Origin of the sequence: Undibacterium sp. Ren11W (genome assembly GCF_049340485.1) — a bacterium.
In the GTDB taxonomy this organism is placed as follows: domain Bacteria; phylum Pseudomonadota; class Gammaproteobacteria; order Burkholderiales; family Burkholderiaceae_D; genus Undibacterium.
Window position 1 is genome coordinate 1 of the sequence record NZ_JBMPPB010000009.1, and the last position, 20,583, is coordinate 20,583.

A 20,583-nucleotide genomic window follows, 5' to 3' on the forward strand; every position below is an offset into this window, starting at 1 on the left:
CGGTGACGGTAGCTGTGACGGATAAGGTCGAGCCTTCCGCTGGTTTCGCAACCGTGCTGCTATACGTACCAGCGGTGATTTCTGCGGCGGTTAAGACATGGCTTTGCGGAGTCGTGCCGTCGGTGATCGTCAGGGTGTCACCTGCCTTCGCGGTGCCTGGCAAGGCGACTGTGACTGCCACTGTCGTTGCTGCACCGAGTTCTGTTTTACTGATCAGGCCGTCGTTGTTGCTATCGGTGGTGATGGTGATAGTGGGTGCGTCATTCGTTACAGTCACTAATGTGGCTGCATCGGTGCCCGGGGCGGAGACATTACCGGCTTGGTCGGTGACGGTTGCACTAACAGACAAGGTCGCGCCTTCCGCTGGTTTCGCAACGGTCGTGCTGTAAGTACCAGCGGTGATTTCTGCGGCGGTTAAGACATGGCTTTGCGGAGTCGTGCCGTCGGTGATGGTTAGGGTGTCGCCTGCCTTGGCCGTACCTGGCAAGGCGACTGTGACTGCCACTGTCGTTGCTGCACCGAGTTCTGTTTTACTGATCAGACCGTCGTTGTTGCTGTCGGTCGTGATGGTGATCGTCGGCGCTGCTGTGGCGGTGGTATCCAACACTGCACTGTCTGTGCCTGGGGCGGAAACATTGCCTGCTTGGTCCGTGACGGTAGCGCTGACGGATAAGGTCGCGCCTTCCGCTAGTTTCGCAACGGTCGTGCTGTAAGTACCCGTGGTGATTTCTGCGGCGGTCAAGACATGGCTTTGCGGTGTCGTGCCGTCGGTGATCGTCAGGGTGTCACCTGCCTTGGCTGTACCTGGCAAGGCGACTGTGACTGCCACTGTCGTTGCTGCGCCCAGTTCTGTTTTACTGATCAGGCCGTCATTGTTGCTGTCGGTCGTGATGGTAATCGTTGGCGCTGCCGTGGCCGTTGTGTCTAAAGTCGCACTGTCTGTGCCTGGGGCGGAGACATTACCAGCTTGGTCGGTGACGGTTGCTGTGACCGTTAAATTAGCACCTTCAGCTGGTTTCGCAACCGTGCTGCTATACGTACCCGCGGTGATTTCTGCGGCGGTCAAGACATGGCTTTGCGGAGTCGTGCCGTCGGTGATCGTCAGCGTATCACCTGCTTTAGCTGTGCCTGGCAAGGCGACTGTGACTGCCACTGTGGTGGCTGCGCCCTGTTCTGTTTTACTGATCAGGCCATCGTTGTTGCTGTCGGTCGTGATAGTGATCGTCGGTGCTGCTGTGGCTGTGGTATCCAGTACGGTACTGTCTGTGCCTGGGGCGGAGACATTGCCAGCGATATCTGTGACGGTTGCTGTGACGGTTAAATTAGCGCCTTCAGCCGGTTTGGCAACGCTCGTGCTGTACGTACCCGCGGTGATTTCTGCGGCGGTCAAGACATGGCTTTGTGGAGTCGTACCATCGGTGATGGTTAGGGTGTCGCCTGCTTTAGCTGTACCTGGCAAGGCGACGCTTACTGCCACCGTGGTCGCGGCACCCAGTTCTGTTTTACTGATCAGGCCGTCGTTGTTGCTGTCGGTCGTGATCGTTACTGTTGGTGCTGCCGTGGCTGTAGTATCAACCGAACCATCATCCGAGCTACTAGCTAGATTACCTGCGGCATCCCGTCCGCTCGCAATTACCTTGTAAGAACCGTCAGCCAAAGGCGTCGTAGGTGTCGCACTGTATATACCTCCGGCCTGTATCGTGGCAGTGATGGTCTGCGATGTACCTGCATTGTCGGTCACGACCAAAGTAATCGTACTTCCGACTGGCAAATCACTGACCCCGAATATCGTTGGGGTACTATCGTTCGTGTTATCCGGCGCATTGACACTGAGTACGGGCGGAGTCGTATCAATCGTATTTGCAAGCAAGCCTGCAGAACGTTCTACCGGCAATATCGACGTAGTCGTGGCAGAGCTAGCGAAGAAAGACTGAGGTGTAACCGCTTCGGCAATTCTATCCAATTGAACGAAGTCATTACCGTCTCCAACCTCGCCGCCACCAAGACCTGCCGCAGTTTCTTCGAGTAATTTATCGAGGCTATTGCCTCCGATAACCGCATTGGCGACGCTCGAAGCGAGCGAGGAATCCGGTAATAGGGCTGCATTCGTGATATCGGTTTGCGCAGGTGCAAACACGCTGGCATCGAGAGTGACTGTTTCGCCTTCTCTCAGCAGATATGTGCGGCCTTGGTCAAAGGCCAACTCCACTCGTCCATTTGCCTCAGTGACAATGACATCATTTTCATAAATGACATCGCCCAAGTGGAGTTGATGCTGGCTTCCGTCCGAAGAACGTACTATGGCTTGGCCTTGAAGCGCAACGACTTTACCAACGATGTTTGCTGAACTTGCCATGATAGATCTCCGGACGAATAAATAAGAATGTCCGTACTCTAGCAAGAATGTTTCCAGAACCCAATTGTACCTAAGTACTATGTTAGCTCAATTTAACTATCTTTTACCAATAAGGCTAATTGCAGGCGATCACGCACCTGGAGTTTTTCAAAAATAGCACCGACATGCGCCTTAACGGTACGCTCTGTGATTGCCATCTGCAGTGCTATCTCTTTATTACTACAACCCAAAGCGATCGCCTTGGCAACCCCAAGCTCACGTTCAGTAAGTTTACCCACCCAAGGCTTGGTACTCAGTGCATCCAAAACCATTTCAGATACTGGGGCACTCAACAGACGTTGCATAATAGATTCACCTATCCACATGCCGCCTTGCGAGACCACTCCAGCAATTTTCCCCAGCACTTCTACGCCTGCGTGCGTATTACAATAACCGCGCGCGCTAGCGGAAAACACTGCTAAGGCTTCTAAATCGTTGGGCATATCACTCATCACTACCAAGGCTTGTGTAGAAAAATATGTACGCGCTTTCGCAATTTGTTGAGCCACGGTCGCATCCGTCGACAAGCGCAACCAGACCATTCCCGCATCAGGCACGACCAAGCTTGTACGTTCAAAACTAAAACTAGAGGCTAGCGGAAAGGCTTGCAACCACCCTTCCAGCATACGTTCCGAGTTTGATACAAAAATATGTTGAATCGGTTTCAACTTAATATCCTATTGAGACGTTGTTACTCATCGTTCGGTTAATGCAGATTGCTTCGCCCTTAAGACTGGCTTAAGCAAATATGAAAGTATGGTTTTTTTACCGGTAATGATATCCACTTCGGCTACCATACCCGGGATAATAGGCTGACCGCCCGACAAAGCGGCATTCGTGGTCGAAACCCTCACAATATAAAATGTATTACCACGTTCATCAGTGACCGAATCAGCACCTATATGTTCTAATTTTGCCTCCAGGCCGCCATAAGTGGAGAAATCATAAGCAGTAAATTTCACCACCGCCTTTTGCCCTGGTGCCAAGAAAGCGATATCTTTTGGTGCCACCTTAGCCTCCAGTAATAACTTACCCTCCATAGGCACCACTTCGACCACATCACGTCCAGGCTGCACCACGCCGCCAACCGTATTGACTAGCAAACGTTTAACCGTGCCGCGCACTGGCGAGCGTATCGCAGATTGCTTGACCTTATCCGCCAAACCTGTACCGCTTTGTATCAAGGCATTCAATCTCGCCATAGTTTCAGACAATTCTTTACTCGCAGTATTACGGGCGGCCAATTCAACCTCTTGAATTTTTCGGTTAGCCTCACCGATTGCGGCCTGAGTACGGGCTATCTGCGCAGTGGCGATATCCCTTTCCCCCCGAAATCGGGACACATCACGCTCCAGACGCAATAATTCAACCTCAGAGACTGCGCCGGAACCGAGCAAGGGTTTAGTGACAGAAAGCTCTTTTTGACTAGACTCGTACGCCTGTGACGCTTGTCTTTGACGTGCGCTAGCCTCGGCCTGTTCCTGCCCTCTTTGGGCTAACTGTTGACGTGCGATGGATACTTGCGCCAGCATTTCGGAATTTGCAGTTTCATACAAGCGCTGCTCTTCGTCTGCCGTTTTGGGGTCCTCTTGCAAAACTTCTGGCGGCGGAACGAAGGCCTTACCGTCACCCAAAGCACGTAAACGCGCAGCCTTAGCAGTTAAGGATAGGTATTGTGATCGATTCTCTTTAACGGATGATTCAAAACGGGTCGTATCTATTTGCAGCAAGGTCTGCCCTTCCTTGACCACCTGCCCCTCTTTCACAAGAATTTCTGTAACGATACCGCCATCCAAACTCTGTAATACTTGCAGTTGCCTGGAGGGGATAACCTTGCCCTCGCCTTTAGTGATTTCATCGACGCGCACCAAGCCAGCCCATAAAATGAACAACAGGAAGGAACCCAATAGCGCATGCAAGAGTATGCGGGCGCGCAATGGTTCCTGCTGCAGGATGATACTATCCGCATCTTGCATAAAATCGGATTCAGGAAGACTAACCTCATCTTTCCAACGCTCCAGCCACAATCCAGGAGAAATCCCGAAACGCAAGCGTAATTTCTCCAGCCATGCAATCAGTGTCAATCCCAATAATCGCAATTTACCCATTATCTGGCCCGTCCGATCTGGCCAGATTGCAATGCTGCCATGACTTTATCCTTGGGGCCATCAGCTACTATCATGCCGTGATCGACTACGATAATCCGACTTGCCAGATCCATCAGGCTAGGTCTATGTGTGACGATGATCATGGTTTTGTGCTGAGCATAATTAGCTATACGCTCTTTAAACTGCGCCTCGGATGGATAATCCATGGCACTGGTCGGCTCATCCAGCAATAGTACCGGCGGATCCAATAATGCGGCGCGAGCAATCGCGATACTCTGGCGCTGCCCACCAGAAACATTTTCACCGCGCTCACTGATAAGCATGTCAAAACCTTCCGGGTGACTATTCACAAACTCGGTCAAGCCAGCCAATTCGGCAGCCGCCACCACCGCTCTATCATCCGCATATGGGGCACGTATAGTAATGTTTTCACGCAAACTGCCATAAAACAACATAGAGTCTTGCTCGACATAACCCAGACTACGGCGTAGATCGGCAGGATCCAATTGGCGCAGATCTACGTCATCGAGTAACACAGCCCCCTTAGTCGGCGCGTACAAACCGAGTATCAGTTTTTCCATAGTCGACTTGCCTGAGCCTACCCTACCTATGATCACGACACGCTCCCCTGGCGCGATTTTAAAGCTCACACCACGCAGTGCCTCTTCGCTACGACCAGGATAACTAAAATGCACATTTTTAAATTCTATCTGACCGAAAATTTCTGGCCTATGCACAAAGGCGCTCTCATCACTACGCTCGGATGGCGTTGCCATGATTTTCTCTAGAGATGCCAGAGAATTCTTTGCTCCCTCATATTGCAGCAATAAACCAACTACCTGCCCGACAGGGGACATGGCTCGACCCGCCAGCATGGTCGCTGCAATTAAGCCCCCCATCGACATCATTTTTTCATGGATCAGATACACACCCGCGATCACCACTGCCACATTCACTAATTGCTGTATCGCCGCAGCACCATTAATACTGGAGGCGGATAGCAGCTTAAGGTCGGAATTGACGCGTGCCAAAAATGCCGTGGTTTTTTCCCACTTAGCCTGCATCTGGCTTTCGGCACCATGAGCCTTAATCGTTTCTAGGGTAGTCAGACTTTCGACCAGAGTCGAATTGCGCAAAGCCGCGGCACGGAAAGTAGTCTCCGATAATTCCCGCATTTTGTGCTGAACCATATAACTATAAATGATCACGATGATGATACCGATCAACGGCAATAGCGCCAAAGGCCAGGCAATCCAGATTAAGGCGAATAGAAATAGTATTGCGAAAGGGAGATCAATTAAGGCGGTCACCGTGGCGGAGGCAATGAAATCTCTTACCGTTTCAAACGAGCGTAAATTTGAGGCAAACGCACCTACCGAGGCAGGTCTTTGCGACATACGCATGCCCAGTACGCGCTCCATGATCAACGCAGATAATTTAAGATCAATACGGTTACTCACCAAGCTAATAAAATGGCCGCGCAATAAACGCACTACATATTCAAGTATCAGTACTATCGTGATACCGAAGGCAAATACCCACAATGTTTCAATCGCAAAATTAGGAACAACCCTGTCATACACGTTCATGGTAAACAAAGGCATGGCCAGCGCGAACAAGTTGATCAGCAAGGCCGCGGCCAAGATATCTTTAAAGATAGGTTTTTGCTCCAGGACTGCACCCCAGAACCAATGACGTTGCGGCACCACAACCAAAGGTGGAGTGCGCTGATCAAAACGGAAATGTGGGCGGCAGAAAATCGCCACACCAGAATAGCGCACCAGCAGTTCATCCCGTCCCATGCTAACAGCGCCCTGCCCCGAATCTGGCAATAACAACTGCGCACTCGATCCATCGTCCGACCACTTTTGCAACAAACAAGCTTCGTTATCTTTCAATAAAAGAATCACTGGGAAAAGCGCGATATCGATTTTATCCAGATCACGTCTGACCACCTTGGCGGAAAAACCAGCGTGTGCGGCTGCTCTGGAAAATAACGAGGGAGTCAAGCCCTCAGCCAGCAGCGGTAAGCCGGCCGACAAGGCAGCGCGGGTACTGGGCCGACCGTGGATGCGGGTCAGCTCAACCAGACAATCTAGTAAAGGATCACGATGCAGTAAATCCTCACGAATTCCAGTGCCAAAGCCTGCAGCATTGCGCGGAGTCACCGGTGCGGGGTCTAAAGGAGTTTCCTTTTGTGTCATGCGTATCGCACCTTATCTATTTCGAACGACATGGAATAAATCAAAGACTGGCGCTATGAACGCTACATGTTTCATCCTAGACCATATTTCAAAAAGAATTATCTACGACGAATAACAATATTGCAATAGCGAAAGTTTAGCTTCAAAGCTAAGGATACGATTTTAAGCTTAAGATAACAATCGTTGACATTTTCATGAAAGTATTACGCTTCGGAGCAGCTTAGATCTATCATCCATGCCAGCTATTGACTAGCCGATTCGCCCATCAAAATTTACTTAAGCCAACCACGCTGCCTAAAATACCAAAACGGCGTAATCGCAGAACCCAGCATTAAGGCAAGCGCAAAAGGATAGCCGAATGACCAGTCCAACTCGGGAAACCAGCCGTGAAAATTCATCCCGTAAATACTGGCAATCAAGGTAGGCGGGAGAAATGCAACAGATGCAACTGAGAATATTTTAATAATTTTATTCTGATTAATATTAATAAAACCGACCGTGGCATCCATCAAGAAGTTGATCTTATCGAACAAGAAAGAAGTGTGTCCATCCAGCGATTCTATATCGCGTAAAATTTGCCGCGCTTCCTCAAACTGTTCAGAGTTCAATAAACGACCACGCATTAAAAAACTGACAGCGCGCCGGGTGTCCATCATATTGCGGCGGATTCTTCCGTTCAAATCCTCTTCTTGCGCTATCGCGTTCAAGGCTAACGCGGCATCCTGATCTGAAAAGTTTTTTTGCAATACCGCACGACTGACGTCTTCCAGGTTTTGATAAATACCTTCTAACGCATCGGCCGAGTATTCGGCATCGGTCGCATACAAATCCATTAAGACATCTTTGTAATCGGCAATCGAACCTGGCCGTGATCTAGCTCGCATGCGCACCAGGCGAAACACTGGTAGGTCGACCGCATGCACAGAAAATAAAATATCGCGGGCCAGAATAAAAGCCACCGTCACCGTACTGGCGGGTTGATCATCGTCATCGATTAAGAAGTCAGTACGCAAATGTAAATCACCGCTATCGGCTTCGTAATAACGGGCCGATGCTTCAATATCCTTTACTTCATCTTCGCCGGGCAAGGTCACGCCATAGATACTTTTTACCCATTCGCGCTCATCCTCATTCGGATCGGTGAGATCTACCCAAATCGGCAAAGTATTTTCCAGGTCTTCCCGATTTTCCACATTAATCTGGCTCAAACGCCCATTGTGTAAAACAAAAACATTAATCATGGCTGACCTTAGAAAAAGCAAAATGTAAAAATGAGAAAAAGAACGAAATCACTTGACGCCTTAAAGTAACAATCGATTGAGGCTACTTGCTCAATTTTTCTATCATTTTCGTTTTTAAATCGAACTCGGAAGCGTCCTTATCTTCATTCGAGTTCGTCACCGGCTTGGGCGCATCTGCACGATTATCATGCAGTTTAATGGTGCGTGTTGTGGCATTATTGCTCAAACATTCAGTATCGGAATAAACCACTTTACCTTGTATAGTGCAACGCTGGACACCGCTCTTTATCGTCACAGTCGGCGCTGTATCGTCAGACTTAATGAAAGTCTTATCAGCCGCTGTTGCCTTGACCCCGCTGACATTTTTCAATTCATTCGAAATTACATCGGAAGAATGGCCCAAGCGCGCACGTAACTCGGGAAACGGCAAGTGCCCATATCTCGCCATATAAAGGAACAGCATCCCGATCAGCGTCACCAACATCATCAGTATCGCTGTCATGAACAGGCTAATAGCACCTTTTTGAACTTGGAAACTCATGGCAACTCCGCAGAATTCATGCGCCTTAGAATTAAATCCGTCCGTTTTTGCAAATAAGCGGAGCCGGTATGTGCATCAAAAAAACGCGGTTTGGGCAACATGACGGCAAGTCTGGCCGCCTGCGCTGGCCCCAGTGCCGCGGCACTAATCTTGTAATAATGCTGCGAGGCCGCCTCGGCACCGAAGACGCCGACACCCCACTCCACCACATTCAAATAGATCTCGAGTATGCGCTCTTTATCCATACACAATTCCAGCATATAGGTAATGATCAACTCCTGGCCTTTACGCAGATAACTGCGTTCACCGGACAGAAAAAGATTCTTTGCCAGCTGCTGAGTGATGGTCGATCCGCCATACCTTACCTTGCCCTTTTTTTGATTTTTTTCGTAGGCTTTTTGCATTGCGTCCCAGTCGACGCCATCATGTTCAGAAAAACCATCGTCTTCAGAACTGATTACGGCGCGCTTTAAATTGACGGAAATACGGTTATACGGCACCCATTTATGCTGCAACTTGGCATCAGGATTTTTTTCCTGCAATACAGATAATTGTTGGCGCATAAAACTAGTAGAGCTAGGGTTGAAATTAATCCACCAGCAAATTTGCAGAAAAAAATACAGCTGCAACAGCAGAAATAATATTAGCGGCAGCAAGATCAGCCATAACAATAGACGTTTCATGGCAACTCCAAAGCCTCGCGCAACTCAAGCAACAACATCGCAGTGTCTGGCCGCACGCCACGCCAGATATAGAAAGATTCGGCAGCCTGCTCGACCAGCATCCCCAAACCATCACGCAATTGCGCGCCCTGAGTTTGCGCAAAGCGCAAAAATGCCGTCAACTGCGCGCCATACATCATGTCGTAGGCTAAGGTATGGGCATCAAATAAAGTCGCAGAAATCGGCGGAAGCTCGTCACTGAGGCTAGCCGAAGTCGCGTTAATGATCACATCAAAGCGGCCGCTTAATACCGCCCATTCACAAGCTTGCAATTTGACAGAGCCTGCTCCATGTTGCTGCGCTAATACAAGTAATTCTTCTGCCTTACTTAAAGTCCGATTGGCGATCACCAACTCAGACGGCTGCTCGGATAATAGTGGCAGTAAAACCCCACGTGCGGCACCGCCGGCGCCCAATAATAAAACCCGCTTACCTTTGAGTGTTTTGCCAGCATTGCGCACAATATCATTGACCAATCCGACGCCATCGGTGTTGTCGCCAAAAATTTCATTCCCACTAAAGCTGAGGGTATTCACGGCACCGGCCAGTTGGGCCCGCGCTGTCAATTGCGTTGCCAGTGCATAGGCTTGCAACTTAAAAGGCACAGTCACGTTCGCGCCCTTGCCTCCGCCATCTCGAAATGCGGCAACACTAGCGGCAAAGCCGTCCAGCGGTGCCAGCAAAGGCTGATATTCCATATGCTGCTTGCAAAGACTGGCGAATCGCGCATGTATCGCTGGCGATTTGCTATGCGCGATAGGATTACCAATCACGACATACTGATCCGGACTAAGGATTGCATTCACTTGGCGCCTCCACGCAATTCTGTCTCCAGCTGCTCATCCCTTGTAAATTTAAAACGCGTAATGACTACCCATAAGTCATCCTTATCTTTAGAGCGCATATTCGGTGGAAACTTGCCAAACGGAGCGGCACGGCGCACGATGCGCAAGGCGGCGGCATCCAGCGCAGGATTACCTGAAGACTTCTCGACCTTAGGTCCGCCATCTCTTTCGTAGATGCTGCCATCCTGAAAAATCGGGATATAGATGATCAGCTCGCCATACAATTTACGCCCGTCTTTTTGCGGGAAATTCATGGTTCCCATATCCTCGACGCGCTTTTGCAAGGCTTTGTAATACATCGCATAACCGACCGCTTGGGTGCTTGGCGTAATAAAAGTCTTGCGCGGACGTTTGTTTTGATCCTCGATGGTCTGAGAAATTTCGGCCGCCATACGCGCCAGCGCTTGCGTACTATCCTGAGTATCGCGCCCCGTGTTATAGAGCTTATTTTCCTCAGGCGTGAGCTTTTCATTCGGTTTTTTTGTAGACAATTTGGTTTTGCTACGAACCTGATCCAGCAACTTTTTCTGGTTTTCTTCCAACTCCTCTATCTGTCTTTTCGCCACCATGACACGCTCGCCATTTTCGGTTTTATTCATATCCGGCAAAGGCGACTTGGAGCGTCCGCTATCATGCGCGCCGCCACCGTCCAGATTGGCTTGCGCCAGGGCTTGCGCGTTGAGTGGTTTTTTATCGTGTTTGGCATTGACTAAAATGACTTCCAAACCGGGGTCGGTGGCGGGGGTTTCGGCCGGCCTAGGTGCGACAAAATGCATGAGAAGTAGCATGCCATGCAGCACCACGGAGATGAAAATGGCAGAAGTCAGTATCAGGTTATCAAGAATCGATTTCACAAATTTTTGTCAGCAAATAATAAATATTAATCGTCCGCCTAAGCGAGCAAGGCGTCATCAGGGCCATCAATTGGCTCAGCTTCAAGCGCGGCTCCAACTGTGGCGTCAGCAGCAGCTGCGGCGCTGAGTTCAGCATCGTTTTCAGCATCTGCCTCAACTTCGGATTCCGCGTCTTCGCCTGACATATGGCCGACAGCCTCGGTCGCCTCAACGGCATCGAGTTCCTCGTCCATACCTTCATCGGTTACCGTTGTCAGCATTTCCAGCAAGCGTGCCTCGACACTCAAGTCAAGCTCATTCCAGCGCAAAATATCAAGCTTGACCTGAGCGCCACGTGCCATCGCTGGCATACCAGCCAAACGGATAATCAATGGGATTTCTACCAGACGCAAGACTTCGTCCTTCAGCACCACCGCTTCGACCTGACGCACGTTCTCTTGCTGTAACCAGCGTAAGCACCAATAACGCTCCATATTATTTTGGAAGTCTGAGTACGCAGAATAAGCCGCCTCAAAAGCCGAGACGATGGCGAACAGGTCAGCATCTTTCGGTTTAAATGGTGCCACCAAGGGCGCCGTCACGCCATTTTGTACGCAGGCGATAATTTGCCATTGATTGACTAAATCGGTATAGCGCCGCAGTGGCGACGTGCTCCATGCATATTGATCGACCCCTAAACCTTGATGCGGCGCGGCGTGCGTCACCATGCGCACCTGCATCTTGGCAGCCCAGCCGCCAGAACCGCCACCTTGCGCACGATAGATACCAGGCACACCATGATCGGCCATGAACTTGCCCCAAGTGCTATTAGCAAAGATCATCAGTTCGGCCACCATTTTATCCAAGGGTGCACCGCGCTTGCGTCTGACGATGGAAACCACGTCGTCATCCACATAAAAATTAAAATCGACCCTATTGGTTTGCTCAGGCTTGAGACCAAAGCCTTCACGCTTGGCCATACGGCCTTGCTCCAGCACTAGAGCCCATTGCCAGATGATGGCGATATCGGCCTTATGCGGATACTCACCGGCATCATTCGCCAGATTGTCTTCCGTCACCAGAGTGTCCAGATCATTATGACGAAGATTGGCAGCCATAGGCACTGCTTCCACCTTGGTTTCGGTGGCTAGTACGCTCCAGTCCTGCATATCTAGCGTTACATACAAAGACAAGGCGGGCCGGGTTTGCCCGGCACCTAGAGTATACGTCTCGACTAGGGCATCGGGCAGCATGGTGATTTTGTCGCCAGGCATATACACGGTCGACATACGCGCGCGCGCGATCAGATCGAGCGCATCGTCGCGCTTGATGCCAAGGGTAGGTGCGGCGATATGAATACCGATACGCACTTGATTGTCAGCCAGCCGTTCCACAGAAAACGCGTCATCGATCTCGGTCGTGGTGACGTCATCGATCGAGAAGGCTTGTACCTTAGCGACGGGCAAATTCTCTGGTAAAGCCGGAATCGCCACGTCTGGAAACGCCAGGCCTTTAGGAAAACTTTCGAACAGAAATTTAGATAAGTGAAAATCTTTGACCGTGGCGAGGCCGCCACATTCCAGCATCAACTGCGCGGGCGCGGTTTGTAGGGCATCGCAGGCTTCCGCCCATGCCTTGTACTCGATACTGTTCTTGTCTGGCTTAAACAGTAATTGCAGAGCCAAGGCCTTCAGTTGTTCGGGCATACGATGTTGCTTCAGATGCTCGACATACGAAGCCTGGATCAAGGCTTGTTGCTTTTTCTTTTCTATGCCCGCCAAGGCCGCCTTCAAAGAAATTTCTGGCGCGGCCTTATATCGACCACGGCCTTTTTTATAAAAATAGATAGGTGCAGTATGCAGCGCCAGTATCAAACCGGCAGCCTCTACCGCTTGCGGTACGTGGCCAAAATATTCGGCACCGAGTTCAGCAAAACCAAACTCTTCCTGACCCGCGACTTCCCATAAAAATTCCAGATCGATCTGCGCTGCGGTCAATTTGGCTTGCTCCATCAGTGTTGCAGCATCCGGCGCAGTAAACTGCAACAAGACATCTTTAACCCTGACCTTACTGCGTTTGCCACTGGCAAGCTCGACCTGGTAAGCCTCACCGACCTGCGACATCACACTACCAGCTTTAAAATCACCGGACTCTTCGAAAAATAAATTCATTCCACACTTCTTTTCTGTCTTAATGGCAGGACCTTGCACGGGCGCGGATTTGCCCCTGCTCTCGCTCTGCTGCCTATTTAAATATGAGGGAGTATAGGAGAATGCCGACCGAATGCGCACGTACTATATGCGCAAATCAGCAACATAACTCCATACCCCCTCCTAGTATCCTATTTCCTCAAGAACTCTACCGGAGGCAAAAAAACCTCGGTTACCAATAAACAAGCGCCCTTACGTCGAAATACCGAACGCCGGGCCAGCAAGCCGACACTGCACTCAGGCAGCAACTGCAATTGCTGTATGCGCTGCATCAAGACGTGGTCCGGCCGCAATTTGGCATAACTTAAAGCGCAACGCTCCACCAAAGGATCGTTAAACAAGGTGGTACCCAGGGATTTCTCACCGAGCGCAGCAAACAAAGGCCATTGTGAGGCGCTCGCCGTCAGCGGCACCACGGTATGGGCATACACCATCGCCACGCCATCGCAACGCAACAACACTTCCCGTTCCAGCGCTTTGCGCGGTCTGGGTAAACCTATCTCGGCAAATTCGTCTGCCAGACAAATGGCCAATTTCTGATGCAAACGCTGTACCCGAAATTGCTGACAACCTGCCACCAATCTAGCCGTCAGCGAGGCGCGATTAGTCAACCAATCGCGCATCTCGACCGAGGCACCCAGCGCATTAACATGATTATGCCATTGCGCAACCCTCAGAAACTGCGTTGCGCGCTTACTTTGCATCACAAAATGCCAGGATGGGATCAAGATAATCGACGAAATCGGCCATACCATGGTCACTGCCATCGATGATGATTTGCTTAGCGCCCGGGTAATGCGCCGTCATTTCGCGCCAATCGAGTACCTCGTCACCAGTTGCCGCGATTAAAAAATAACGTTCCGGTCGGCTGATAGCAGCCACTTCATAGGCGCGTAATTGGGCGACGTATTCAGACTTAAACTCAAATAGTTCATCACTGTGGTAAGCGGTCGTCACACCGACATACTTTTCCAGATCGCGTGGCGGCTTGACTGCCGGATTAAGTAACACGGCTTTGCAGCCATATTGCTCGGCCAGCCAGGTCGCATAATAACCACCCAGCGACGAGCCTATCAGCGTTATTTCGTTCGCAGGATAAGTGCTGAGTAGGCTTTCGATGAGCTGTATCGCCAGCAAAGGCGAGGCGGGCAATTGTGGGCAAAGATATTCGCCAGCGCGCCCTGTCTGTTGCAGATACTCAGCCATCTTGCGCGCTTTGAACGAGGCAGGAGAGGAACGAAAACCATGTAAATACAAAATCATCTGCTGCTACACCTCGGTTACCGACACCGCCAGAGCAGTCAGCAGCTTTTGATGAACGCCACCAAAGCCGCCGTTACTCATGGCTAAAATCGTATCGCCAGGACGCGCCTGAGCCACGATCGCCGCAACCAGGGTATCGAGATCGCTGTAAGTGCTGGCTTTCTCGCCCAAAGGTGCCAGTGTCTCGGCTAAATCCCAGCCCACGACATCCTTACCGGTACTGGCGCTATACGCAAACACCAGATCGGCTTGCGCCAGACTGTCCGGCAAAGCCTGCTTCATACTCCCTAACTTCATGGTATTCGATCTAGGCTCGAGCACTGCCAAAATCCTGGCGCTGGCGACTTTGCGGCGCAAACCTTGGATAGTGGTGGCGATCGCAGTCGGGTGATGAGCAAAATCATCCACCACCGTAACGGCAGCAGCCACACCGCGCACTTCCATGCGGCGTTTGACGTTCACAAATTGCGCCAAAGCCTCAATTGCGACGGCCGGCACTACGCCTACATGTCTGGCCGCGGCAATCGCCGCCAGAGCATTCATGCGATTATGCGCACCGTTCAAAGCCCAGTTAACCGTGCCCTGCAATTCGCCATTAAAGTACACGTCAAAATCCTCGCCCTGTTGCAAACGCAGACTCCAGCCTGACTGCGACTCTGCATTGCCGGACTCCGCAAAAAATTCGGTTTCGCTCCAGCAGCCGCGCTGCAATACATTGCGCAATGTGGCTTCTTGCCCGTTGACGATCAGGCGACCTATGCCTGGCACGGTACGCACCAGATGATGGAACTGAGTTTCTATCGCCGCCACATCCGGAAAAATATCGGCATGATCGTATTCCAGGTTATTCAGAATCGCAGTTTTTGCGTGATAGTGCACAAACTTGCTACGCTTATCAAAAAAAGCCGTATCGTACTCATCCGCCTCGATCACAAAAAAATCGCTGGCAGCGGCCGCAGCAGATCCGGAAAGACGGGCCGAAATCCCGAAATTGAGCGGCACTCCACCGATCAAGAAGCCCGGCGCATAGCCGGCAAACTCCAAAATCCAGGCCAGCATCGCCGAGGTGGTGGTTTTGCCGTGGGTTCCGGCTACCGCCAGCACCCATTTATTTTGCAAAATGTGTTCGCCCATCCATTGCGGACCAGATATATACGGCAAGCCACGGTTAAGTATCTCTTCCATCAAGGGGTTACCACGCGAGACCACGTTACCGATGACAAATAAATCGGGAGCCAGTGCGACCTGCTCTTTAGCAAAACCTTCGGTAAGCGCAATCCCCTGCGCCTGCAATTGCGTGCTCATAGGAGGATAAACATTGGCATCGCAGCCCGTCACGGTATGACCTGCTTGTTTTGCCAACACGGCCAGGCCGCCCATGAAGGTGCCGCAAATACCTAATATATGAATATGCATTTTTTGCTTATTTTTGTACTGAAACATGTACTAATTTTAGAATTCCGCAATTCTACCTGAGAGACGCAGCTATTCCGTATGCGTTATGATGTAACAATGATGATTACAACTCCTAACGAAGCTGAGGCACTGCGTGCAGAAATCGCGATGCTGGCAGCGAAAATGATTGCCGAAGACGGTGCCGACTACGGTTCTGCCAAACGCCGTGCAGCCAAGCAAATACTCGGCAATAGCAAAATCCACGGCCACATCCTGCCAGATAATGCCCAGATTGAACAGGAAGTACGCGAGTACAACGCCCTGTTTTTTGGCGAAAGCCAGCCGCAACGTCTATTACTACTAAGACGCATCGCCTTAGATATCATGCTTGAGTTGGAACAGTTCAATCCCTATCTGGTCGGCGCAGTCTTAAATGGCACTGCAAGCAAACATTCAGACATCTATCTCCACCTTTACGCCGACAACACCAAAGAGGTTGCAATTTTTCTGCTGAACAAAGATATTCAGTTTGAGGTATCCGAGCATTTCAATAAGCGCAACGAGTCTATCGAAACCCTTAGCTTCATGCGTCATCAAGAAGGCGTACATTTATTACTACATAGCATGGACGACATACGCACTGGTGCTCGCACCGATCGTGCCAATGTCGCCGCAGTGCGTATTCTGATTGAAGAAAGTCAGACCAGCGATATTTCGTCCACCGATCTCCTTTAAAGCCATCCTTCCATGAATAAACGTTTTCTTCCTATTGCCGTGATCTGCGCACTCGTGTTTGCACTCATTGGCGCCTATGCCGGCATGCAACATACCGAAGTAAAACCCGCACAAAACGGTGCGGTACAGAAATTAATGAGTCTGACTTTGCCAGATAGCCAAGGTAGAGCTCAAAAACTATCGCAATGGCAAGGGAAAATCCTGCTAGTTAATTTCTGGGCGACCTGGTGTGCGCCATGCGTACAAGAAATGCCAGAATTATCCGCATTACAAAAAGATTTAAGCAAAAACAATGTTCAGTTACTTGGCATGGGGATAGATAGCCCAAGCAATATTAAGGATTTTGCAAATAAATACCATATTGACTACCCTTTATTTTCGGCTGGAATGGAAGGCACGGAACTCTCTCGTTTGCTGGGCAATCAAAACGGAGGATTGCCTTTTACCCTCCTGATCGCAGCCGATGGCAGCATCATAAAAACATATTTAGGCCGCTTGAAGATGGACGTTTTGCGTGCTGATATAAGCAAAATAACCGGAAGCCATTAATTTAACGCGATTGTTTTCCTTGCCAAGCACGTGCAATTGACGGCAAAATGCGCTCACCTTCGTCAAATCATTAGATATTATGGCAAGCAAGCTGCTGCTGCTAAACGGACCAAACCTGAATTTATTAGGAACGCGCGAACCCGAAGTGTATGGGTCGAGTACGCTGGCGGACATAGAGTCGGCAGCCCAAAAACAGGCGCAAGCAGCTAATGCCACCCTGACAGCATTTCAAAGTAATCATGAGGGAGCATTGATAGACCGTATTCATGCTGCGCGCCTTGAACAGATCGACGCCATCATTATTAATCCGGGTGGATTAACCCATACCAGCGTTGCATTACGAGACGCCTTGGCCGGTGTAGCGATCCCTTTCATCGAAGTGCATATTTCCAATGTGCATCAAAGAGAGTCTTTCAGACATCATTCTTACCTTTCTGGCATCGCTAAAGGCGTGATCTGCGGCCTGGGTATAGATGGATATCGCATGGCGATTGACTTCTCTCTAAAAAATCTATAAATTCTCGCATCTTCACGCAATTAACTGATATTGACTTATAATTGCGCTCATTCTAATAACGCACTCTGAGACAATTTGATGCTCAGAGGCATCTTCATAGGGGGATTTCACATGGATTTAAGAAAACTCAAGACCTTGATCGACCTAGTGGCCGAATCAGATATTGCAGAACTCGAAGTCACTGAGGGTGAAGGTAAAGTACGCATCGTCAAATCATCGGCCATGCAACAACCGCAGATGATGATGCAACCTCAGTATATGCAACAAGCGATGCCTGCTGCAGCACCAGTTGCCCCTGTGGCTGCAGTGCCTGTGGCTGCGGTGGTGCCTGATGGTCACGTTGTTAAGTCCCCTATGGTAGGCACATTTTATCGCTCCGCCTCCCCGGGATCTGCCCCGTTTGCAGATATCGGCAAAACAGTAAATCAAGGTGACACCTTGTGCATTATCGAAGCGATGAAACTTTTGAATGAGATCGAAAGTGATTTCTCCGGTAGCATCAAACAAATTCTGGTGGAAAACGGCCAACCAGTTGAGTACGGTCAGCCGCTCTTCATCATAGGCTAAACCGGCTCAATTATGGCTCTTACCTGGCGCTGAATAAGCGCATGTAAGAGATATTGCCTGCAAGGCTAAAACCATTGCCAAAGCAAATCGAAAATCATGTTTGAAAAAATTCTTATCGCCAATCGCGGCGAAATTGCCCTACGTATTCAACGCGCCTGTCGCGAAATGGGCATTAAAACTGTCGTCGTGCACTCAGAAGCTGATCGCGAAGCCAAGTACGTCAAATTAGCCGATGAATCTGTCTGCATAGGTCCTGCGCCGTCAACGCTTAGTTATCTGAGCATGCCAGCCATTATCAGCGCGGCAGAAGTTACTGACGCCCAGGCAATTCATCCTGGTTATGGTTTCTTGTCTGAAAATGCGGATTTCGCAGAACGCGTCGAACAATCCGGCTTTGTATTTATCGGCCCGCGCGCTGAAACCATACGCATCATGGGTGATAAGGTCTCGGCCAAGCACGCGATGATCGCTGCCGGTGTTCCCTGCGTACCGGGTTCAGAAGGCGCATTACCAGACGACCCGAAAGTGATCGTGCAAACTGCACGCAAAGTTGGCTACCCTGTCATTATCAAGGCCGCTGGCGGTGGTGGCGGACGCGGTATGCGGGTAGTGCACACCGAGGCCGCCTTGCTCAATGCAGTCACTATGACCAAGGCAGAAGCCGGTGCAGCCTTCGGCAATCCAGAAGTCTACATGGAAAAATTCCTGGAAAATCCACGTCACGTGGAAATTCAGATACTCGCCGATCAACATGGCAATGCCATCTGGTTAGGTGAGCGGGATTGCTCCATGCAAAGACGCCACCAAAAAGTAATAGAAGAAGCACCGGCACCAGGCATTCCTCGCAAAATTATAGAAAAAATCGGTAACCGTTGTGCTGAAGCCTGCCGCAAAGTGGGCTATCGCGGTGCCGGTACTTTTGAATTTTTATATGAAAACGGTGAGTTCTTTTTCATAGAAATGAATACCCGGGTTCAGGTTGAGCATCCGGTGACAGAAATGATTACCGGGGTCGATATCGTGCAAGAGCAGATTCGTATCGCTTTCGGTGAAAAGCTGCGCTTCAAGCAATCCGATATCGAATTGAAAGGGCACGCTATAGAATGCCGTATCAATGCAGAAGATCCGTTTAAGTTCACGCCTTCTCCAGGTCGCATTGCCACTTGGCACACGCCGGGCGGACCGGGAATACGGGTAGATTCACATGCCTATGCTGGTTATTATGTTCCGCCGCACTACGACTCCATGATAGGCAAGGTGATTTCTTACGGTGCGACGCGTGAACAAGCGATCAAGCGTATGCAAATCGCTTTATCTGAAATGGTCGTAGAAGGCATACAGACCAACATCGCATTGCATCGTGAATTGATGATCGATGCGCACTTCATAGAAGGCGGCACCAACATCCATTATCTGGAACATAAATTGGCGGATATGCCAGTTTTATCAAAAAAATCGAAATAGAAATACGCAACACCAACGGGGGGAAGCTAGCTAAAAAGTTAGCCTCCCCCTAATGGCGAATATTAGGACTAAAGGGTAGAACATGGGTTGGATAGAGATAATCATAGAAGTTGCACGCGACCACGCTGAAAGCCTGTCGGATGCTCTGATGGAAGCCGGTGCCTTATCGGTTTCCGTAGAAGATGCCGATGAAGGTACAGAAGCGGAGCGGCCTCTGTTCGGCGAACCCGGCATGGAACCTGACGAAAACGCCTGGGATCGCAGTCGCGTCGTGGCGCTGGTTGATACCGACACCAATCACGCTGCCATGGTGGCCGAGGCCACTGCCGCTATCGCGCTGGCCGAAGTACCTGCTTACTCCCTGCGTTCAGTAGCAGATCAGGATTGGGTACGTCTGACGCAATCGCAATTTGAACCTATTCATATCGGCAAAAATATCTGGGTCGTGCCTAGCTGGCATGCGATCCCAGATGCCAACGCCTTGGTCTTGGAACTCGATCCTGGTCTCGCTTTTGGTACTGGTAGCCATCCGACTACCCGCCTGTGCATGGAATGGCTGGAAGCGCATGCGCCTAAAGACTCCTCGGTACTCGATTACGGTTGCGGCTCCGGGATTTTGGCCATGGTGGCCGAAAAATTGGGTGCCAAGGCAGTCATCGGCGTAGATATCGATCCCCAAGCGATAGAATCGGCACGCTTTAACGCCGAGCGCAATCGCTGCAATATAGAGTTTTCTCTGCCTAAAGAATTTGGCAATGCCCATCCAGCGACAGAAAAATTTGATGTCGTGGTCGCCAATATTCTGTCTAGTCCTTTGAAATTGATGGCACCGATGTTATCGGGACGTGTCGCCGCTGGTGGCGCGCTGATCTTATCCGGTGTATTAGCGCGTCAGGCAGAAGAAGTAGCCGCGGCCTACGCCCCCTTCATCACGCTCACAGTCTGGGCTGAACATGAAGGCTGGGTCGCCTTATCTGGCAACTTAGCAGCATAA

The 20,583-nt window shown here is 50.3% G+C and carries 19 protein-coding genes; 6 read left to right on the forward strand and 13 right to left on the reverse strand.

Features of this window, described 5'->3' with window-relative positions; all coding sequences use genetic code 11:
- From ACO0K8_RS17820 to mpl, 13 genes are all read right to left on the reverse strand, one after another.
- The coding region (locus tag ACO0K8_RS17820) for a retention module-containing protein (protein WP_422947993.1) at positions 1 to 2,356 on the reverse strand (2,356 nt) is incomplete at its 3' end.
- 92 nt (positions 2,357 to 2,448) lie between these two features.
- Complete coding sequence (locus tag ACO0K8_RS17825; RefSeq protein WP_422947994.1) at positions 2,449 to 3,063, reverse strand: response regulator transcription factor; 615 nt, start codon at positions 3,061 to 3,063, stop codon at positions 2,449 to 2,451.
- Positions 3,064 to 3,090: 27 nt separating this feature from the next.
- Positions 3,091 to 4,503 (reverse strand): HlyD family type I secretion periplasmic adaptor subunit, encoded by a 1,413-nt coding sequence (locus ACO0K8_RS17830; RefSeq protein WP_422947995.1) that lies wholly within the window; start codon positions 4,501 to 4,503, stop codon positions 3,091 to 3,093.
- Positions 4,503 to 6,707, reverse strand: a complete 2,205-nt coding sequence (locus tag ACO0K8_RS17835) for a type I secretion system permease/ATPase (RefSeq protein WP_422947996.1) — start codon at positions 6,705 to 6,707, stop codon at positions 4,503 to 4,505. Before ACO0K8_RS17835 ends, ACO0K8_RS17830 begins: the two co-directional genes overlap by 1 nt.
- Positions 6,708 to 6,979: 272 nt before the next feature.
- Positions 6,980 to 7,948 carry a magnesium/cobalt transporter CorA gene (gene corA, locus ACO0K8_RS17840; protein ID WP_422947997.1) on the reverse strand — a complete coding sequence of 323 codons (969 nt, stop codon included), beginning with the start codon at positions 7,946 to 7,948 and terminating at the stop codon, positions 6,980 to 6,982.
- 82 nt (positions 7,949 to 8,030) lie between these two features.
- Positions 8,031 to 8,489, reverse strand: a complete 459-nt coding sequence (locus tag ACO0K8_RS17845) for a hypothetical protein (RefSeq protein WP_422947998.1) — start codon at positions 8,487 to 8,489, stop codon at positions 8,031 to 8,033.
- Positions 8,486 to 9,172: a monofunctional biosynthetic peptidoglycan transglycosylase gene (gene mtgA / locus ACO0K8_RS17850; protein ID WP_422947999.1), complete on the reverse strand. Its 687-nt coding sequence runs from the start codon at positions 9,170 to 9,172 to the stop codon at positions 8,486 to 8,488. Before mtgA ends, ACO0K8_RS17845 begins: the two co-directional genes overlap by 4 nt.
- Positions 9,169 to 10,017, reverse strand: a complete 849-nt coding sequence (aroE, locus tag ACO0K8_RS17855) for a shikimate dehydrogenase (protein WP_422948000.1) — start codon at positions 10,015 to 10,017, stop codon at positions 9,169 to 9,171. Before aroE ends, mtgA begins: the two co-directional genes overlap by 4 nt.
- Entirely contained in the window at positions 10,014 to 10,910 is an 897-nt protein-coding gene (locus tag ACO0K8_RS17860; RefSeq protein ID WP_422948001.1) for an energy transducer TonB, read from the reverse strand. The genes aroE and ACO0K8_RS17860 overlap by 4 nt, the downstream gene beginning before the upstream one ends.
- A 38-nt stretch (positions 10,911 to 10,948) precedes the next feature.
- Positions 10,949 to 13,060, reverse strand: coding sequence for a ribonuclease catalytic domain-containing protein (locus tag ACO0K8_RS17865; protein ID WP_422948002.1), 2,112 nt, complete (start codon positions 13,058 to 13,060; stop codon positions 10,949 to 10,951).
- A 170-nt stretch (positions 13,061 to 13,230) separates the two neighbouring features.
- On the reverse strand, positions 13,231 to 13,854 hold the full coding sequence (locus ACO0K8_RS17870; RefSeq protein ID WP_422948003.1) for a chorismate--pyruvate lyase family protein: 624 nt from the start codon (positions 13,852 to 13,854) through the stop codon (positions 13,231 to 13,233).
- On the reverse strand, positions 13,793 to 14,362 hold the full coding sequence (locus ACO0K8_RS17875; protein WP_422948004.1) for a YqiA/YcfP family alpha/beta fold hydrolase: 570 nt from the start codon (positions 14,360 to 14,362) through the stop codon (positions 13,793 to 13,795). The genes ACO0K8_RS17870 and ACO0K8_RS17875 overlap by 62 nt, the downstream gene beginning before the upstream one ends.
- 6 nt (positions 14,363 to 14,368) lie before the next feature.
- Positions 14,369 to 15,778, reverse strand: a complete 1,410-nt coding sequence (gene mpl / locus ACO0K8_RS17880) for a UDP-N-acetylmuramate:L-alanyl-gamma-D-glutamyl-meso-diaminopimelate ligase (RefSeq protein ID WP_422948005.1) — start codon at positions 15,776 to 15,778, stop codon at positions 14,369 to 14,371.
- A 96-nt stretch (positions 15,779 to 15,874) separates the two neighbouring features.
- Between mpl and ACO0K8_RS17885 the strand changes: the two genes are divergently transcribed.
- From ACO0K8_RS17885 to prmA, 6 genes are all read left to right on the forward strand, one after another.
- The gene (locus tag ACO0K8_RS17885) at positions 15,875 to 16,492 is read left to right on the forward strand and encodes a hypothetical protein (RefSeq protein ID WP_422948006.1); all 618 of its coding nucleotides are present in this window, start codon (positions 15,875 to 15,877) and stop codon (positions 16,490 to 16,492) included.
- Positions 16,493 to 16,504: 12 nt separating this feature from the next.
- Complete coding sequence (locus ACO0K8_RS17890; protein ID WP_422948007.1) at positions 16,505 to 17,041, forward strand: TlpA disulfide reductase family protein; 537 nt, start codon at positions 16,505 to 16,507, stop codon at positions 17,039 to 17,041.
- A gap of 79 nt (positions 17,042 to 17,120) precedes the next feature.
- A complete protein-coding gene (aroQ, locus tag ACO0K8_RS17895) occupies positions 17,121 to 17,558 on the forward strand; it encodes a type II 3-dehydroquinate dehydratase (protein WP_422948008.1) in 438 nt (145 codons plus the stop codon).
- A 111-nt stretch (positions 17,559 to 17,669) separates the two neighbouring features.
- A complete protein-coding gene (gene accB / locus ACO0K8_RS17900) occupies positions 17,670 to 18,125 on the forward strand; it encodes an acetyl-CoA carboxylase biotin carboxyl carrier protein (protein WP_422948009.1) in 456 nt (151 codons plus the stop codon).
- 96 nt (positions 18,126 to 18,221) lie between these two features.
- On the forward strand, positions 18,222 to 19,589 hold the full coding sequence (gene accC / locus ACO0K8_RS17905) for an acetyl-CoA carboxylase biotin carboxylase subunit (protein ID WP_422948010.1): 1,368 nt from the start codon (positions 18,222 to 18,224) through the stop codon (positions 19,587 to 19,589).
- An 82-nt stretch (positions 19,590 to 19,671) separates the two neighbouring features.
- Positions 19,672 to 20,583 carry a 50S ribosomal protein L11 methyltransferase gene (prmA, locus tag ACO0K8_RS17910; RefSeq protein WP_422948011.1) on the forward strand — a complete coding sequence of 304 codons (912 nt, stop codon included), beginning with the start codon at positions 19,672 to 19,674 and terminating at the stop codon, positions 20,581 to 20,583.

Coding starts and splice junctions, on each gene's coding strand:
- ACO0K8_RS17830 (WP_422947995.1), bottom strand. CDS start 4,503: ATGGGTAAATTGCGATTATTGGGATTGACACTGATTGCATGGCTGGAG.
- ACO0K8_RS17835 (WP_422947996.1), bottom strand. CDS start 6,707: ATGACACAAAAGGAAACTCCTTTAGACCCCGCACCGGTGACTCCGCGC.
- corA (WP_422947997.1), bottom strand. CDS start 7,948: ATGATTAATGTTTTTGTTTTACACAATGGGCGTTTGAGCCAGATTAAT.
- ACO0K8_RS17845 (WP_422947998.1), bottom strand. CDS start 8,489: ATGAGTTTCCAAGTTCAAAAAGGTGCTATTAGCCTGTTCATGACAGCG.
- mtgA (WP_422947999.1), bottom strand. CDS start 9,172: ATGAAACGTCTATTGTTATGGCTGATCTTGCTGCCGCTAATATTATTT.
- ACO0K8_RS17865 (WP_422948002.1), bottom strand. CDS start 13,060: ATGAATTTATTTTTCGAAGAGTCCGGTGATTTTAAAGCTGGTAGTGTG.
- ACO0K8_RS17870 (WP_422948003.1), bottom strand. CDS start 13,854: ATGGTATGGCCGATTTCGTCGATTATCTTGATCCCATCCTGGCATTTT.
- ACO0K8_RS17875 (WP_422948004.1), bottom strand. CDS start 14,362: ATGATTTTGTATTTACATGGTTTTCGTTCCTCTCCTGCCTCGTTCAAA.
- mpl (WP_422948005.1), bottom strand. CDS start 15,778: ATGCATATTCATATATTAGGTATTTGCGGCACCTTCATGGGCGGCCTG.
- ACO0K8_RS17885 (WP_422948006.1), top strand. CDS start 15,875: ATGATGATTACAACTCCTAACGAAGCTGAGGCACTGCGTGCAGAAATC.
- ACO0K8_RS17890 (WP_422948007.1), top strand. CDS start 16,505: ATGAATAAACGTTTTCTTCCTATTGCCGTGATCTGCGCACTCGTGTTT.
- aroQ (WP_422948008.1), top strand. CDS start 17,121: ATGGCAAGCAAGCTGCTGCTGCTAAACGGACCAAACCTGAATTTATTA.
- accB (WP_422948009.1), top strand. CDS start 17,670: ATGGATTTAAGAAAACTCAAGACCTTGATCGACCTAGTGGCCGAATCA.
- accC (WP_422948010.1), top strand. CDS start 18,222: ATGTTTGAAAAAATTCTTATCGCCAATCGCGGCGAAATTGCCCTACGT.
- prmA (WP_422948011.1), top strand. CDS start 19,672: ATGGGTTGGATAGAGATAATCATAGAAGTTGCACGCGACCACGCTGAA.